The 15,629-nt window shown below is 71.3% G+C and carries 19 protein-coding genes and 1 pseudogene; 9 read left to right on the top strand and 11 right to left on the bottom strand.

Annotated elements, in window-relative coordinates:
- Positions 1-51: 51 nt before the first annotated feature.
- The 4 genes from ABZ721_RS33875 to ABZ721_RS33860 all read right to left on the bottom strand — a co-directional run bounded on the left by ABZ721_RS33875 (position 52) and on the right by ABZ721_RS33860 (position 4,180).
- The gene (locus ABZ721_RS33875) at positions 52-630 is read right to left on the bottom strand and encodes a DUF2617 family protein (protein WP_358792624.1); all 579 of its coding nucleotides are present in this window, start codon (positions 628-630) and stop codon (positions 52-54) included.
- Positions 631-1,324: 694 nt separating this feature from the next.
- Positions 1,325-2,491: an aminotransferase class I/II-fold pyridoxal phosphate-dependent enzyme gene (locus tag ABZ721_RS33870; RefSeq protein ID WP_358792623.1), complete on the bottom strand. Its 1,167-nt coding sequence runs from the start codon at positions 2,489-2,491 to the stop codon at positions 1,325-1,327.
- A gap of 94 nt (positions 2,492-2,585) precedes the next feature.
- A complete protein-coding gene (locus ABZ721_RS33865) occupies positions 2,586-3,302 on the bottom strand; it encodes a GAF and ANTAR domain-containing protein (protein WP_358792622.1) in 717 nt (238 codons plus the stop codon).
- Between the two features lie 89 nt (positions 3,303-3,391).
- Positions 3,392-4,180, bottom strand: coding sequence for an ANTAR domain-containing protein (locus ABZ721_RS33860; RefSeq protein WP_358792621.1), 789 nt, complete (start codon positions 4,178-4,180; stop codon positions 3,392-3,394).
- Between the two features lie 281 nt (positions 4,181-4,461).
- Here ABZ721_RS33860 and ABZ721_RS33855 point away from each other — a divergent pair, with 281 nt between their 5' ends.
- Positions 4,462-5,676, top strand: a complete 1,215-nt coding sequence (locus ABZ721_RS33855; RefSeq protein WP_358792620.1) for a hypothetical protein — start codon at positions 4,462-4,464, stop codon at positions 5,674-5,676.
- A gap of 31 nt (positions 5,677-5,707) precedes the next feature.
- Here the strand turns inward: ABZ721_RS33855 and ABZ721_RS33850 are convergent, their stop codons facing one another.
- Complete coding sequence (locus ABZ721_RS33850; protein WP_358792619.1) at positions 5,708-6,259, bottom strand: YbjN domain-containing protein; 552 nt, start codon at positions 6,257-6,259, stop codon at positions 5,708-5,710.
- 93 nt (positions 6,260-6,352) lie between these two features.
- Complete coding sequence (clpB, locus tag ABZ721_RS33845; RefSeq protein WP_358792658.1) at positions 6,353-8,956, bottom strand: ATP-dependent chaperone ClpB; 2,604 nt, start codon at positions 8,954-8,956, stop codon at positions 6,353-6,355.
- Between the two features lie 80 nt (positions 8,957-9,036).
- Between clpB and ABZ721_RS33840 the strand changes: the two genes are divergently transcribed.
- Positions 9,037-9,441: a TIGR03618 family F420-dependent PPOX class oxidoreductase gene (locus ABZ721_RS33840; RefSeq protein ID WP_358792618.1), complete on the top strand. Its 405-nt coding sequence runs from the start codon at positions 9,037-9,039 to the stop codon at positions 9,439-9,441.
- Between the two features lie 35 nt (positions 9,442-9,476).
- A complete protein-coding gene (gene grpE, locus ABZ721_RS33835; RefSeq protein ID WP_358792617.1) occupies positions 9,477-9,743 on the top strand; it encodes a nucleotide exchange factor GrpE in 267 nt (88 codons plus the stop codon).
- Here the strand turns inward: grpE and ABZ721_RS33830 are convergent.
- Together ABZ721_RS33830 and ABZ721_RS33825 are read right to left on the bottom strand one after the other, a co-directional pair.
- Positions 9,696-9,896, bottom strand: coding sequence for a DUF397 domain-containing protein (locus tag ABZ721_RS33830; RefSeq protein WP_358792616.1), 201 nt, complete (start codon positions 9,894-9,896; stop codon positions 9,696-9,698). The genes grpE and ABZ721_RS33830 overlap by 48 nt on opposite strands.
- A gap of 11 nt (positions 9,897-9,907) precedes the next feature.
- Positions 9,908-10,789, bottom strand: coding sequence for a helix-turn-helix transcriptional regulator (locus tag ABZ721_RS33825; protein WP_358792615.1), 882 nt, complete (start codon positions 10,787-10,789; stop codon positions 9,908-9,910).
- 229 nt (positions 10,790-11,018) lie between these two features.
- Here ABZ721_RS33825 and ABZ721_RS33820 point away from each other — a divergent pair, with 229 nt between their 5' ends.
- Positions 11,019-11,426 carry an ATP-binding protein gene (locus ABZ721_RS33820; RefSeq protein WP_358792614.1) on the top strand — a complete coding sequence of 136 codons (408 nt, stop codon included), beginning with the start codon at positions 11,019-11,021 and terminating at the stop codon, positions 11,424-11,426.
- Positions 11,427-11,553: 127 nt separating this feature from the next.
- Here the strand turns inward: ABZ721_RS33820 and ABZ721_RS33815 are convergent, their stop codons facing one another.
- Together ABZ721_RS33815 and ABZ721_RS33810 are read right to left on the bottom strand one after the other, a co-directional pair.
- Positions 11,554-12,105, bottom strand: a complete 552-nt coding sequence (locus tag ABZ721_RS33815) for an FBP domain-containing protein (protein ID WP_358792613.1) — start codon at positions 12,103-12,105, stop codon at positions 11,554-11,556.
- An 81-nt stretch (positions 12,106-12,186) separates the two neighbouring features.
- The gene (locus ABZ721_RS33810; RefSeq protein WP_358792657.1) at positions 12,187-12,609 is read right to left on the bottom strand and encodes a helix-turn-helix transcriptional regulator; all 423 of its coding nucleotides are present in this window, start codon (positions 12,607-12,609) and stop codon (positions 12,187-12,189) included.
- 356 nt (positions 12,610-12,965) lie between these two features.
- On the opposite strand from ABZ721_RS33810, the gene ABZ721_RS33805 reads away from it, so the two are divergent.
- The 5 genes from ABZ721_RS33805 (at position 12,966) to ABZ721_RS33785 (ending at position 15,528) form a co-directional block, all read left to right on the top strand.
- Positions 12,966-13,289 (top strand): WhiB family transcriptional regulator, encoded by a 324-nt coding sequence (locus ABZ721_RS33805; RefSeq protein WP_358792612.1) that lies wholly within the window; start codon positions 12,966-12,968, stop codon positions 13,287-13,289.
- 125 nt (positions 13,290-13,414) lie between these two features.
- Entirely contained in the window at positions 13,415-13,906 is a 492-nt protein-coding gene (locus tag ABZ721_RS33800; RefSeq protein ID WP_358792611.1) for a hypothetical protein, read from the top strand.
- Positions 13,903-14,106, top strand: a complete 204-nt coding sequence (locus ABZ721_RS33795) for a hypothetical protein (protein WP_358792610.1) — start codon at positions 13,903-13,905, stop codon at positions 14,104-14,106. The genes ABZ721_RS33800 and ABZ721_RS33795 overlap by 4 nt, the downstream gene beginning before the upstream one ends.
- A gap of 345 nt (positions 14,107-14,451) precedes the next feature.
- The gene (locus ABZ721_RS33790; RefSeq protein ID WP_358792609.1) at positions 14,452-14,853 is read left to right on the top strand and encodes a hypothetical protein; all 402 of its coding nucleotides are present in this window, start codon (positions 14,452-14,454) and stop codon (positions 14,851-14,853) included.
- Positions 14,854-14,958: 105 nt separating this feature from the next.
- A complete protein-coding gene (locus ABZ721_RS33785) occupies positions 14,959-15,528 on the top strand; it encodes a phage tail protein (protein WP_358792608.1) in 570 nt (189 codons plus the stop codon).
- A gap of 7 nt (positions 15,529-15,535) precedes the next feature.
- Here the strand turns inward: ABZ721_RS33785 and ABZ721_RS33780 are convergent.
- Positions 15,536-15,629 (bottom strand): annotated as a pseudogene (locus ABZ721_RS33780) (TetR family transcriptional regulator); the annotation flags it as partial.

Below are 15,629 nucleotides of genomic sequence, written 5' to 3'. Positions count from 1 at the left end.
GGTTGCGGTCGGATTTGTCACCCACAGGGGTGCATTTCCCAGCACTTGATGTCACTTGAGGGCGCCTTGCGTACCACCAGGGCTCGCAAGAGCACTGATGCGCGACCTTGTCGCCACCAACCGCCCTTCCTGCGGATAAGCGTGCCACGTCCGCCACCGGACGCTGCCCTCGCTGTGCTGGACGAGCATCGCGGTGAAGGCGTGCGGGTCCCCGGGAAACGTTCCCGCGAGTCCGTGCGGGTGGTCCGCCACGAGCGCGAGCAGTTCCTGCGCCCGGCCCGCGAAGGAGCCGCGCGACAACGTCTCGACCCGCGCGGCGAATTCGTAGTCCCAGGTGCCGATCCGCTTGGCCACGCCGAAAGGGAGCGGGGTCTGGCTTCCGGGGATGCAGGCGACGGTCTCCGAGCAACCGCCGTCGTCGGGGTCGCCCGATCGGATGGAGTCGATGGAGTCGATGAGTACCTGGTGGGAGGCGCCGAGCAGGCGCATCTGCACCTGGAACGGGGGCTGGCCCGCGCCGCCCAGCCGGAGGTCGAGCACGGCGAGCGCGGGTAGCGCCTCCTTGCCCAAGCACCAGGCCAGGTCTCCGGCACGGGTATCGGTGTAAGCGGTCTGGAGAGTGGTGAGCATGGGTCGGCTCCGCAAGCACGCAGTGGATGATGGGCCGACCCGCACCAGTTGGGTGATCTGGCGGGAACGTACGTCGGCTCGTGCCCACGTGGGGTCCGGTAGATACGGAATCATGAAACGCGGGGTGCCCCCTGCCTTTTACCCAACTGCGCGCGCTTTACATCCCCAAGAGCGCGTACCGGTTCAGGTGTTCACTACAACAGCGCCCGGCGGGTGACGGTTCCGCCGGGCGCATATGCGAATGGGCATGCGCCACACGCAATTCCATCGATCAGCTGCTGCCGCAGCCCCCGCCACCACCGCAGGACGACCCCCCGCCGCAGGAATGACCGCCCCCGCAGGAGTGGTGACCGCCCCCGCCGTGGTGACCGCCGGAGCCGCCCCCGTCCGAGTCGCCGAACGCCCACCAACTGCTGCCGCCACCGGCGGTGGCGCCCGTGCTCCGGCTGCCCGAACGGCCCCTTCCGCGCCGCCGTGCCGCGCGCGGACCCACCGCTCGGCCCCGCCCGCGCAGTTGCAGCACCATCGTGATGATGACGACCAGTGCGATCAGACCAACGAGGAATGCACTCATCTTCCCCGCCCCCCGTCTTCGTGAGCTGTGACTTTCTTCGTGCGACGGTGATGCCCCCGCCGAATCCGCGCGAAAGCAGAGTTGAGGAAGTCCAGAGGTTCGAATCCTCGGGTAACGAAGTCAGCGCGCCCGGACCAGCTGGTCGACGGCGGCGCGCACCGATTCCTCGCGCTTGCAGAAGGAAAATCGCACAAGCCAGGAAGGGGCGTCCTGCGCCTGGTAGAAAGCCGAGGTCGGAATGGCCACGACACCCGCCCGTTCCGGCAGTTCCCGGCAGAACGTGACGCCGTCCGCATAGCCCCAGGGCCGCACGTCCGCCTGCAGGAAGTACCCGGCCTCCGCGCGGTACGGGCGCAGCCCCGCCTGCTTCAGGCCGTCGCTCAGCAGGTCGCGGTTGGCGCGCAGGGTGTCGCGCAGCTCCGCCGCCCACTCCTCGACGGAGCCGAGCATCCGGGCCAGCGCCTCCTGGTACGGGGTGCCGGAGGCGTAGGTGAGGAACTGTTTGACGGAGCCGGCGGCGGCGACCAGCGGGGCCGGGCCGCAGATCCAGCCGATCTTCCAGCCGGTGACGTTGAAGGTCTTGCCCGCCGAGGAGATGATCAGCGTCCGCTCCCGCATGCCGGGCAGCGCCGCGATCGTCCGGTGCGGGTTCTCGTCGTAGACCAGGTGCTCGTACACCTCGTCGGTCACCACGACGAGCGAGTGCTCCCGGCAGACCTCGGCGATCTCCTCCAGCTCCGCGGCCGTGAACACCTTGCCCACCGGGTTGTGCGGGGTGTTGAGCACCAGGACCCGGGTCCTGGGAGTGACGGCGGCGCGCAGCGCGGCGGCGTCCATGGCGAAGCCGTCGCCGTCGGCCTCCAGCGGGACGCCGACCAGCCGGGCGCCGCTGAGCCGGGCGGCGGCGGGATAGGCGTCGTAGCAGGGGTCGAAGGCGAGGATCTCGTCGCCGGGGTCGCAGAGCGCGAGCAGCGCCGCCGCGATCGCCTCGGTGGCGCCGGTGGTGACCAGCACCTCGCCGTCCGGCCGGTAGTCGAGCCCGTAGCGCCGCCGCTGGTGCTCGGCGACGGCGGTGCGCAGCGCCGGGAAGCCGGTGGCGGGCGGGTACTGGTTGCTGCCGGCGAGCACGGCGTCCGCCACGTCCTTGAGCAGCGTCGCGGGGCTGTCCAGCTCGGGCACGCCCTGCCCCAGGTTGACGGCCCCGGTCCTCCTGGCCAGCTCCGTCATCTCGGTGAAGATCGACGTTCCGACGCCCCGCGCCCGCGCGGCCGGACTCCACTCACCCATGCGTTCCCCACTTCCTCGACGGTTCCCTGACCCACGAGGGCTGCTGAGCCCACGGGGGCCCACGATAGGCGGCGGGGAAGGGTCCGCAGGGGGACTACCGGGTCCGTTCCGGCTGGAATCCGTCGTTGACGATGTCGTGCGCGACCTCGCTGAGCAGCCGGCGCTCGGCGCGGGTGTGGCGGCGCATCGCGTCGAAGGCCTCCTCCACGGTGGCGCCCCAGCGGGCGGCCAGCACGCCCTTGGCCTGCTCGATCGCGATCCGGCTGTGCAGGGCGGTGTGCAGCTGGGTGGTGAGCGTGACGTGCCGGTGCAGCGCCTGCTGGTGCAGGATGCCGATCGTGGCGGCGTCCGCCAGGGCCTGCGCCAGCCGGACGTCGGCGCTGCTCAGCGGCGCCGCCCCGGCGCGCAGCAGGAGCAGGGAGCCGATCACCTCGCGGCGCAGCCGCATCGGCAGCGCGCAGACCACGCCGAACCCGGCCCGGCGGGCCTGGCCGGCGAAGGCGGGCCACTGCGGCGTCGAGCGGGCGACGTCGAACGGCCCGACGGGCGCTCCGGTGCGGTAGCAGTCCAGCGCCGGGCCCTCGCGCTGGTTCAGCGCCAGCAGGTCCGAGACCTCGGCCCGGTCCTCGGAGGCGGCCGCCGGCTGCAGGTCGGCACCGGGCAGCGCGAGCATGATCGCCGCGGTCGAGACCTCCAGCAACTCCACGCACCGGATGGACAGCTGATGGAGGAAGTCGATGACGTCGAAGTCGTCGATCAGCGTGTCCGCCAGCTCGACGAAGATGTCGGCCAGCCGTTGCTCTCGGTCCATGCCCGTCTGCCTTTCTGCCGCCGCTCGTGGTCCCGGGGCCCCACGGTGCACCACGCCGTCCCGGGCCGTCCCCGTCCCGTCCCCGTCCGTCACGGCGACTCCGGGTCGCGGGGCAGGTACAGGCGATTGCTGATGATGTCGCGGGCCACGTCCAGGATGGGCCGTTCCGCGGCGTAGGCGTAGGCACGCAGCCGGACCAGGGCCTCCGGCAGCGGCACGTCCAGCCGGACGCTGCTGATCCCGGCCGCCTGGTGCACCTCCGCGCGGTGCAGGTCCCCGAACCCGACGAGGAAGCCGGTGCCGAAGCCGCCGTTCCCTTCGTCACCGGTGCCCTCGCCTCCCCGTCCGACGGGGGACCCGCCGGCGGTCCCGGCGGCGAGGGTGGCGGGACCGGTCTCGCGCGGGCCCAGCGCCAGCAGGTAGACGGCCATCGCGTCGGCGATGGTCAGCGCGTCCGCGACGGCCTGCTCGCCCAGCGGTCCCGACCGGTGCCGGTGGCCGGTCATCGCGCCGAAGCAGATCGCGCCGAGCCGCAGCGGGAACGCGAAGACGGCCAGCACCCCGGAGTCGACGGCGGCGGGCACGAAGGCGGGCCAGCGCTCCCCGAACGCGCGCTCCAGGTTGGACTCCAGGTTGAGCGAGCCGTCCCGGGCCGCCTCCACGCTGGGCCCTTCGCCGAGCGTGAACTGCAGGTCGTCCAGGCGGGCGCTGGCCTCGTTGCTGAACCACAGCAGCTCCGTGCCGTCCGAGGCCACCGAGATCGCGATGCCGTCCACGTCGAGCACTTGCGCGCAGACCTTGGCCCAGTCCCGCGGTGGTCCCTGACCGCCACTCAGAACCAGGATCCGGATCAGTTCAGTGACCTTGGAATCCACCATATCGCGCTTCCCCTGCCGAGCTGACGCTGCGGTGTCCGCGCCCAACGATGATCCGCCAAAGCCCTCCTGCGACACCGTTCGATTCCAGGATGCCCCTGCCCCCCAGGGCGGGCAAGGGCCTCCGCCGAGTGGGTGAATGCTACTCGGCGTGTGTCCGGCAGCACGTTGCGCACAGGATGATCCGGCCAAAAACCCGCATAGTCGTACCGTCATACCCGCCGCTCCGAGCGGAGCCGGTCGGACCCGACGGCGCCCCGACCGGGCCCGAAAGGAGCGGTACGGTGCACACGGCCGAGCCCGTCTCGTCCAGCCCCCGAACCACCGGAACGCATCCCGCGCGCGACGCGCCGCCCGGCCGCGCCCTCGTCCGCCACGGCTCCCTGCGCCGGGCCGCCCCCGCGCTGATCCTCTTCGCCGCCACCCGGCTCGTCGGCGGCGTCCTGGTGACGGCGTGGGCGCTGCGGGCCGGACTGCATCCGCGCAGCCTGTTCGGGCAGAGCTGGGACGCGCGCTGGTACGAGCGGATCGCCGAGTGGGGGTACGGGACGTTCTTCCCGTCCGCCGGCGCCCAGGGCATGAGCTTCAGCGACCTGGCGTTCTTCCCGCTCTACCCGGCGCTGATCAGGGCCGGCGACGCCGTCCTGCCCATCGGCCGGGTCAACACGGCGCTGCTGATCGCCTGGAGCGCCGCCGCCGTGGCCGCCTGGGGGATCTACGCCATCGGTGAGCGGCTGCACGGCCGGCGGGCCGGGATCGCGCTGGTGCTGCTGTGGGGGCTGCTGCCGCACTCCGTGGTGCTGACGATGGCGTACACCGAACCGCTGCTGACCGCCCTTGCCGCCTGGGCCCTGTACGCGCTGCTCACCCGGCGGTGGCTCCTCGCGGGCGCGCTGTCGGTGCTCGCCGGGCTGGCCCGCCCGAGCGGGATCGCGGTGGCGGCGGCCGTCGCGGCCACCGTCGCCGCCGACGCCTGGCGGCGCCGCCGGGAGGGGCTGCCGCAGGACCGGGCGGCCTGGGCCGCCGCGCTCGCCGCTCCGCTGGGCTGGTGCGGGTACGTCGGCTGGGTGGGGGCGCAGACGGGCCGGCCGCTGGGGTACTTCGACGTGCAGGACCGCTGGGGTTCGCGGTTCGACTTCGGCCGCGACTGCCTGCTGTACGTCAAGCACCTGGTCCTCGGCCGCGAGCAGCTGATGAGCTACATGGTGCTCGCGGTCGTCGGCGCGGCGCTGGTGCTGCTCGCGCTGGCGCTGCTGGACCGGATCCCGCTGCCGCTGGCGGTCTACTCGGTCGTGCTCGTGGTCATCGCGCTGGGCGGCTCGCACTACTTCGGCTCCAAGCCGCGCTTCCTGCTGCCGGCCTTCCCGCTGCTGCTCCCGGCCGCCCTGGCACTGGCGAAAGCCCGGCCGCGCACCGCCGCCGTAGCGGTGGCCGCGCTGGCCGGGCTCTCGTTCTTCCACGGGACGTACCTGCTGACGGTCGTCTCCGCGCCGATCTGATCCGCGTCGCGGAACGAGCGGGTCAGGCGGGTCAGGCGTTGTCGCCCTCGGTGCCCTCGCCATCCGCGGGGCCGCCCTCGGCGTCCACGTCCTTCTCCAGTCCGAGGGTCTCCACGACCCACTTGTCGAACTCGATCGAGGCGCGCACCCAGCTGACGGTGCTGGAGACGAAGTGCTCCAGGTTGACGCCCAGGCCGATCAGCATCTGCGCCTCGCCGATCAGGCGGACCGAGCCGTCGTCGTGCGTGTGCGTGTACACCTTCGGCCACAGCGTGCGGCGGTTCCAGTCGTCGATGACCTCGTGCAGCTGCGGCTTGTCATCGACGGTGTACGGCCGGTCGTAGAAGGTCCGGACCGCGAAGATCTGCTGGTCCTCCTCGCCGCGGAACATGAAGTACGCGCGGAATTCCTCCCACGGCGCCGCGAGGTCTCCCTCGTCGTCGACGACGTACTTCAGCTCCATCTGTTCGAGCAGCTGCTTGACCAGGTCCTGGTCGGGGATGACCGCGCTGGCAGCGGGGCCGTTCTGCTCGGGGTCCGGCTGGCCCCCGAAATTCGGAATCGAGGACGGATCGATGCTCACCGTGGAGTTCCCTTCGTACGGATTCCTGCCATCCTCCCCCATGCGCCCAGCGGTCTGGCAACCCCCGGCGTCCGCACGCCGGGGGCCGCGGGCTCAGACCGCCTTGGACAGGGAAGGCGCCGGGCCGACGATCAGCCCCTCGCCCGCCCGGTCCACCCGCACGGTGTCGCCGTCGACGACCTCGCCCGACAGAATCGCGCGGGCCAGCGGGTCGCCGATCGCGGTCTGCACCAGGCGGCGCAGCGGCCGCGCGCCGTAGGCGGGGTCGTTGCCCTCCTCGGCGAGCCAGTCCAGGGCCGCGTCGGTGACCTCCAGGACGAGCCGGCGCTCGCGCAGCCGCTCGGCGAGCCGGTCGGTCTGCAGCCGGGCGATGTGCCGCAGCTCGCTCTTGGACAGCGCGCTGAAGACCACGATGTCGTCCAGCCGGTTCAGGAACTCCGGCTTGAAGGACATCCGCACCGTCTCCAGGACGCTCTCCTTCTTCTCCGTCTCCCCGAGCACCGGGTCGACCAGGTACTGGCTGCCCAGGTTCGACGTCAGGATCAGGATCGCGTTGCGGAAGTCGACCGTGCGGCCCTGGCCGTCGGTGAGGCGTCCGTCGTCGAGCACCTGGAGCAGCACGTCGAAGACGTCGTGGTGCGCCTTCTCGACCTCGTCGAGCAGCACCACGCTGTACGGGCGGCGCCGGACGGCCTCGGTGAGCTGGCCGCCCTCCTCGTAGCCGACGTAGCCGGGCGGGGCTCCGACGAGGCGGGCGACGGAGTGCTTCTCGCCGTACTCGCTCATGTCGATGCGGACCATGGCCCGCTCGTCGTCGAAGAGGAAGTCGGCCAGCGCCTTGGCCAGTTCGGTCTTGCCGACGCCGGTGGGGCCGAGGAAGAGGAACGACCCGGTGGGCCGGTCCGGGTCGGCGATGCCGGAGCGCGAGCGGCGCACCGCGTCGGAGACGGAGCGGACGGCCTCGGTCTGGCCGATGAGCCGGCGGCCCAGCTCCTCCTCCATGCGCAGCAGTTTCTGCGTCTCGCCCTCCAGCAGCCGGCCGGCCGGGATGCCGGTCCAGGCGCCGACCACGTCGGCGATGTCGTCGGGGCCGACCTCGTCCTTGACCATGGTGTCCTTGGCCGCGGCCGCCTCGGCCTCGGTGGCCTCGGCCAGCTCGGCCTCCAGCCGCGGCTTCTCGCCGTAGAGGAGCTTGGACGCCGCCTCGAAGTCACCGTCGCGCTGGGCGCGCTCGATGTCGGTGTTGACCTCGTCCAGGCTCTCCTTGAGGGCGCCGACGCGGTTGAGGCCCTCCTTCTCCTTCTCCCAGCGGGCGGTCAGGCCGCGCAGCTCCTCCTCCTTGTCGGCGAGGTCCTTGCGCAGCTTCTCCAGCCGCTGCACGGAGGCGGGGTCGGTCTCGTTCTTGAGCGCCATCTCCTCCATGCGCAGCCGGTCGACGGAGCGCTGCAGCTCGTCGATGGCGACGGGCGAGGAGTCGATCTCCATCCGCAGCCGGGACGCGGCCTCGTCAACGAGGTCGATGGCCTTGTCCGGCAGGAACCGGGAGGTGATGTAGCGGTTCGACAGGGTGGCGGCGGCCACCAGCGCCGAGTCCGCGATCTGCACCTTGTGGTGCGCCTCGTAGCGGCCCTTGAGCCCGCGCAGGATCGCGATGGTGTCCTCGACGGACGGCTCGGCCACCAGCACCTGCTGGAAGCGGCGCTCCAGCGCCGGGTCCTTCTCGATGCGCTCGCGGTACTCGTCGAGCGTCGTGGCGCCGACCATCCGCAGCTCGCCGCGGGCCAGCATCGGCTTGAGCATGTTGCCCGCGTCCATGGCGGAGTCGCCGCCGGCGCCCGCGCCGACGACCGTGTGCAGCTCGTCGATGAAGGTGATGACGCGGCCGTCGCTCTCCTTGATCTCGGAGAGCACCGCCTTCAGCCGCTCCTCGAACTCGCCGCGGTACTTCGCGCCCGCGACCATCGCGCCGAGGTCGAGCGAGACCAGCCGCTTGTTGCGCAGCGACTCGGGCACGTCGCCCTTGACGATGCGCTGCGCCAGGCCCTCGACGACGGCGGTCTTGCCGACGCCGGGCTCGCCGATCAGCACCGGGTTGTTCTTGGTGCGGCGGGAGAGCACCTGGACGACCCGGCGGATCTCCTGGTCCCGGCCGATCACCGGGTCGAGCTTGCCCTCGCGGGCGGCGGCGGTGAAGTCGGTGCCGTACTTCTCGAGCGCCTTGTAGGTGCCCTCGGGGTCCTGGCTGGTCACGCGTTGCCCTCCCCGGGCGGCTTCGAAGGCGTCGAGCAGTTTCTTGGCGGTGGCCCCGCGCTGGTTGAGCAGTTCGCCGGACCGGCCGCCCTTGACGGCGATGCCGATGAGCAGGTGCTCGGTCGAGATGTACTCGTCGCCGAGGTCCTTCGCCCGCTGCGACGCGTCCGCGACGACGGCCAGCAGCTCGCGGTTGGCCTGCGGGGGCGCGACCGTGGCGCCCTGCACGACGGGCAGCGCGGCGATCAGCCGCTCGGCGCCCGCGCGCAGCTCCGCCGCGTCGGCGCCGACCGCCGCCAGCAGGTCCACGATGTTCTCGTTGTCGGCCCCGCCCAGCAGGGCGAGCAGCAGGTGTGCGGGGGTGAGGTCCGGGTTCCCCGCGGACACCGCGTGCGCGTTCGCGGCATTCAGCGCTTCCCGGCTCTTGTTGGTCAGCTCCGCTTCCACGGCCACCTGAACCTCCTGTTCGATCGCTCAGTCAAGTTGAGTCTATGACACTCAACCCTGGAACGGTAGCGTCCATTCCCATGGCACGAGACCCCCGCACCCCCGAAGCCGCCTACCTGTCCTTCTGGCGCGAGCACCACCTGTGCACTCTCACGACACCACGGCCCGACGGCAGCCCGCACGTCGTCGCGGTCGGCGTGACGTACGACCCCGAGGCCGGCCTCGCCCGGGTGATCACCAACAAGGCGACCCGCAAGGTCGCCAACGTCCTGGCGGCGGGTCCCGACGGCGCCCGGGTGGCGGCCTGCCAGGTCGACCGGGGCCGCTGGGCCACCCTGGAGGGCATCGCGACCGTCAGCAGCGATCCGGAGCGCGTCGCCGAGGCCGTCCGCCGCTACGCCGAGCGCTACACGCGGACGCCCGCCGTCAACCCGGACCGCGTCGTCATCGAGATCGCGCTGACCCGCGCGATGGGCCGCACCTGACCCCGGCCGCCCTGTACGCGTCGAGCCGTGCACTGGTGCTGGAGAAGTACGGGATGACGCGGACGCCCGTCGTGGGCGGCGCCTTCGACCCGGCCACGCAGGAGGCGGTGGGCACCGTACCCGCTCTCAGCCCCGTCCCCGCCCTCAGCCCCGACCTCGTGGGCCGCGTGGCGTGCGTCGTGCGCCACGGCTACGTCATGGGCCCGCGTCTGGTCCGTGCCCAGCAGGTGCTGGTGCACGCGTCGCCCGACGCGTCAGCGCGCGAGGTGGTCGAGGGCTCCGGCCTTCGCGGCGAGCAGTAGCGCGCGGAGCGCGCGCGGGGTGGTGGTGACGACCGATCTCGGGTCGTCACTCTCTCTGACGTGCACGTATCCATCGGCTCCGGCCGCCACCTCGACGCATTCGCCCTGCTCGCCCGTACTGAACGTGGACTTCCGCCATTCGAGCTGGGACATGCCGCTCCCCTTCACAGGTTGTACATCATGTGCTGGATCAAGCCGAGGGAGTCCCGCCCTTCGTGGGACTCTGGCGCCGATTCCGGATCGACGGGAGGCAGGGCCAGCTCCGCCAATCTCTCGAACATCCTGCCGTATTCGTCGACTTGACCGCCATCCCCCAAGAACGAGGCGCTCTGGGGATGCTCGACATACACCGTGCTCAGCTCGGGTGTGGACCCCTGGAAGAGGAGAAAAGGTCGGCCGAAAGCAGAGTACGGCCCCTGTTCGAACGGGAAGATCTGGAGGGTCACGTCGGGGAGCCTGGCGACCTCGATCAGGCGCAGCAACTGCTTGCGCATCACCGCGACATTGCCGACCTGGACGCGGAGCGCCGCCTCGTACAGCACCGCGTGATACGTGGTCGGGCGCTCGCCCGTGAGCGCCCGCTGCCGGTCCATCCTGAACTGCACGTACCGCTCGCGCCGTTCGGTGTCCCGGCCGACGGCCGAGATGACCTCGCGGGCGTAGTCCTCCGTCTGCAGCATGCCCGGGATGAAGAGCGGCTCGTGCACGCGCACGCAGGTCGACCGCGACTCCAGCTCGGCCAGATCGAGGGCGTCGCGTCCCATCACATCGCCGTACTCGTCCCACCAGCCCTTCCCGCGTTCCTGGGCCATCTCCATCAGCCCGTCGAACAGCGGCCCCGCCGGGCAGCCGTACTCGCGCAGCAGCAGGTAGAGGCGGTTGCGGGACACGTCGATGCGGCCCGCCTCGATGTTGCTGATGCGCGTGCGATCCGCGTCGAGCAGGGCCCCGGCCTGGTCTCCCGACAGTCCGGCGCGGTTGCGCAGCTTGCGCAGTTCCGCGCCCAGCCTGCGCTGGCGCTCGCTGGGTACGCTCCTGGGTGGCATCTGGGACCTCCTTCGCCCCGGAGTCTGCCGTGATCAACTCCCCTGGTCCATGCGGTTGTTCGTCCATCACCCCGCCGGGTGGGAATATGCGGAAACGGTTGCAACTACCGAAGACCGTTCCCTAGCGTCATGGGAAGCCATCCACCCGCTGGAAGCGTCAGCGCACGGCTCACCGGATCCGGGCCGGCCCTGCACCGCGACACAGCGCCCCCCACGGAAGCGCGAACCCATGCCGAATGGAACCGACTTCTCGCTCGTCTTCCCCCCCGACCCCGTATGGGTCCGCTCCGCCCGTGAGGGCGTCCGGACGCTGCTCGCCGCCACGGACACGTCATCACTCGCCGACATCGCCCTGCTGCTGACCTCGGAAGTGGTCACGAACGCCGTCAACGCGTGCCACCGCTCCAACACCGACACCCGGCTGACCCTCTTCGCCGAGTGCGCGACCCCCGGCGCACTGCGGGTCCTGGTCACCGATGGCGCGCCCGGGATGCCGGAAACCCGCCCCCGGCCCGGCGCCGACGAGGAACGCGGGCGCGGGCTGCCGCTGCTCAGCGCGTGCGCGACGGCGTGGGGGGTGTGCGAGCACGGGCCGGGGCCCGGGAAGGGGGTCTGGTTCGAACTCGACGAGAGCTAGGACCGGGGGCCAGGGGCCGGGCTCGGATCGGGACCGGGGCTCTGGGGCCGGGGCCGGGACTCTAGGACTGGGGCCGTGGCTCCTAGAGCTAGGGCCAGGACTGGGGCCGGGGCCGTGGCTCCTAGAGCTAGGGCCAGGACTGGGGCCGGGGCCAGGACTGGGGCTGGGCCGCCGCTTCGCCGTCCGCCACGACCTTCGCCAGGAAGACGTCCAGGTTCCGGACCGTCCTGGCGATCTGCTCCTCCAGGGTGAGCGTCTCCTCGAACCGCTGGGCCAGCGCGGACTTCTTCCTCCCCCGCACGTAGAGCGAGCAGGCCAGGTCGGCGCAGATGTACGTGCCGATCGTGTTCCCGTTGCGGCCCTCGGGGCCGGCCTTCGGGGCGACGAGGAGGTCGACGCCGCCGCTCGCGTGGCTGGTGACGCAGACCGAGCAGAGACTGGTGCGCAGCATGTTGCGGCGGGCGCCACCCGCGCTGCGCAGGGTGATCCCCGTGAGCCCGCCCTCGTGCGGCACCACCAGGTACCCGCGGTCAGGGGCTCCGGGGTCGCGCCAGCCGAGGAAGTCGAGATCCGCCCAGGGCAGGTCGGCGAAGTCCCGGGGCAGGCTGAGACGGCGTGCTTCTCCCTTGGAACAGTTCACGAAGGAGGCACGGATCTGCTGTTCGACGAGCGGGTCCATGAAATCCGACGCTAACAGCCGCCCCCGGACCTGTCGTCCGGATATTCGCCGCGGCCCCGGCCGCCCCCGGGGCCGTCGAGGTCAGGTCTCCCCGGGCTCGGCCACGGGGAGGAACTGGCGGGCGACCTTCACGAACATCTCCTGCAACGCGGCGGGCACGCCCATCCTGCGGGCGGCCTCCTCCGGGGTGAGTCGCAGCCGCGGATCGGCGACCGGGCCTTCCTCCAGGGCGTCGGTCGGGGCGTCGGCCGGGGCGCCGCCCGGCCCGTCGCCCGGGGCGGGATGGATCGGCAGATCGGTCTCGGAGAGCTTCCCCGAGCGGATGAGGACGTCCCGCAGCGGCACCCGCAGGACGGTGGAGAGCCGCCGCATCGTGTCGAGGTCGGGCATGCTCTGCCGCTGGAGCAGCCGGCTGACCGCCGCCCGGTGCACTCCCGCGTCGTCGGCGAGCTTGGACTTGCCGCCGCCGCGCGGGCTGTCGATGTCGTAGCCGCGCGAGCGCATGATCTCTTCGATCCAGGTGGCGAATTCCTCCAGGCCGGAAGCCCGTGAGTCGGTGCGGGCAGGCGTGTCTGCCGGGCGCACGCCGCCGGTCCGCGCAGTGGACCCCATGTCGGTGTTCTCCCCTCGGTCGCACCGGCAGGTTATCGCGCGCACGCGCACGTTAGGAGTGCGCGGTCGCACGGTCTTGGGCCGACCTGCGGATTCTCCCGATCCGAAGTGGCCGGATCTCACGGTTGATTGGCCGAACGAGGGGGCAACCACCGTCATTCACTTGCGCGCGGCCTCGCAACAAGTAATCCTGCATCCACGTCCGCATTTTTCGAACTCGCGTTCGAGAGCGTCGGGAAGGGTTACCTGTGAACAAGTCCGTGTACGCCCCTATACCTGCCACAACCTCGCATTTTTCCGAGATCGACGGAGCTCCCGACTGGCGGTTGTCCGCCGCCTGCCTGGACCTCCCACCACAGTCCGTATTCACCCTGCGGCGCTCCGAAGCCGGAGACGTGTTGCGCGCCTGCAATCAGTGCCCGATCCGGCGGGAGTGCGAGGCCGTCGTCGACCCCACCCACAGCTGGTTCGACGGCGTGAGCGGTGGCCGATTGTGGCGCAACGGACGCGAGGTACGGCAGGCCCGCACCACGGATGCGTACGCGGTGCCCGAGATCGAGGAGTCATGGTGAGCACCGGCCTGTGGATCGAATCCCTGATTCGCCAATATCCCGTTCTGCTGGAGGAGTTGGTACCGAGTCCGCAGCGGCGCTCAGGGCCGCGCGGGCCGGCCCCGTCGGGCGGCGGAACCGCCCCGATGCGGATCTTCATCTCCGACACCATCCGCGACATCTCGGACGGCGTCACCGAGCTGGAGGAGGCCGTGCGTGAACGGCTCGGGCTGCGGCCCGCACGAGCCGTCTCCGTTCCCGTCCGGCTGCAGCGCATCGCCGGACTCCTCGACCGCGTCGACCAGGACCCGGCCCTCTCCGCACACGTGCTGGAGGAGGTCCGGCGGATGGCGCGGAGGTGCGCCCGGGCGCTCGGCGATCCCGAGCAGATCGTCCGGATCCCCGGCCGCTGCCCGTTCTGCGACTCGGTGTCGCTGCGCGCCTTCCCCGAGCGGGGCACGGTGCTCTGCGCGAATCCGGCCTGTCGCTGCTCCGACGACGCCTGCCCGTGCGGCGACACCCCGGAGTTCCGGCACGGATGGAACACCACGGACCTCTCGACGGACTTCTCGAAGGACCTCCCGACGGACCGCGCGACGGATCTCCCGACGGATCTCCCGGCGGAGGGTGCCCGATGACATCGCTGATCACCGCCGACCTCGCGTCGGCCGAAGTCTCCGTCAGCCAGGCGACCATCCGGAAGTGGGTCCAGCTCCGGTACCTCGTACCGGCAGGCAAGCAGGGCCGGGCCCAGCTCTTCCGGCTCGAGGACGTCTTCGCCGCCGAGCGCCGCACCCGCAGGACCGGCCGGACGCGCACCGACAGCGAGCCCGACTGACCACCGCTCGCCCGCCCCCCGCTCCCACCCCCGAATGCCCCGCCGCAACCCGACTGCGGCGGGGCATTCGTATGTCCGCCCCGACAGCGCCTCGGTACCGCCCCGGTGCCGCCCCGACACGGCCTGCGGGAAAGCGAGTTGCGGGATCCGGGAGGCTCGATCACACTTGGAGCAGCGGCAGAGCTGCGCCCGGGGAACCGGGCGGCGGACCTGCCGCTTTGTGTTGCCCGGACTCCGCCCCCTGGACTCCGGGCGACCCGGCCGGCGGCGCGGTCCAGTTCTCCCCCTGGGTCGCAGCCGCGCCGCCGGCTCCTCCGGCCCTCCTGATCGGAACGGAGCATCCATGTGAGCACCATCGTGTTCCCCGACGTCGAACGCCTCGTCGTCGACCACCTCAAGAACCGTGCCGAGCTGGCCGGGGTCGTCGTCGACAACCGACCGCCGGCCGGCTTCGACGGCACGCAGAAGGCCGTCCTCGTCTCCCGCGCCGGTGGCGCGTGGGTCGACGACCTGCACCTGGACCGTCCGCTCGTCGACCTGGAGGTCTACGGCCCGGACAAGACGACGGCACACTCCGTCGCCCTGAGCGCCCGGGCCGCGCTCCTCGAAGTGGTCGGCACCTCGTACGGCGGCGCCCTCGTCGCCGACCTCGCGGAGGCGGACGGCCCGCGCTGGCTGCCCGACTACAACCGGCCGAACGGCAACCGCTACCTGTCCACGGTGCGGCTGTCCGTACGTCCCGCGTAGTCCCCTCCCACCGCACCACCCCCAGATCGGGCCCTGCCGGACGGCAGGGCCTTTGTCATATCCCGTCATATCTCGTCATATTCCGTCGTATCCCTAGGAGTTCTGATGGCAGGCAACAACGGCGCCGAGATCCGCGTAGCGGGCACCGGCCGGATCCTCGTCGCCCCGCTCGGCACCGCCGGTCCGGTCGACACGGTCGCCGCCTGGGACGCCACCAAGTGGCGCGACCTCGGCTACACCACCACCGACGGCATCAAGTTCAACAAGAAGGACAAGCTCGACCCGGTGGAGACCTGGCAGTCGGTGAGCCCGGCGCGCTTCATCTACGCCGACCGCGACCTGACCGTGAAGTTCCAGCTGCTCCAGCTGAACAAGGACACGTTCCCGTTCTTCATGGGCGGTGACGCGGTGGTCGCCGGCACGCCCGCCGGGCAGTTCAAGTACGACCTGTCCACCACCCCGAAGCAGGACGAGCGGGCGCTGGGCATCGAGTTCACCGACGGGACGGCCGCCACGTACCGCTTCTACATCCCGCGCGGTCAGGTCACCGAGACCGAGGAGCTCTCCATGACCCGCACCGGCGCGGTGAAGCTCGGTGTCACCTTCACCGCGCTGGCGGTGGACGACGTCAAGCCGCTGGCCACGATCCTGATGAAGGACCCGGCCTACGTCTGATCCCCGTCCGGGTCTTGAGGTCGTGGGAGCTCTGCACGTGGGAGTACAGACTCGCGACCTTGACGTCGAAGCGGCGGGCCAGTGCCGAGACGGTCACCTGG

This window comes from Streptomyces sp. NPDC006733, from assembly GCF_040636125.1.
Taxonomy (GTDB): Bacteria; Actinomycetota; Actinomycetes; order Streptomycetales; family Streptomycetaceae; genus Actinacidiphila.
The sequence above is the reverse complement of the archived record's forward strand: the minus strand, read 5'-3'. Positions and strand labels throughout refer to the sequence as shown.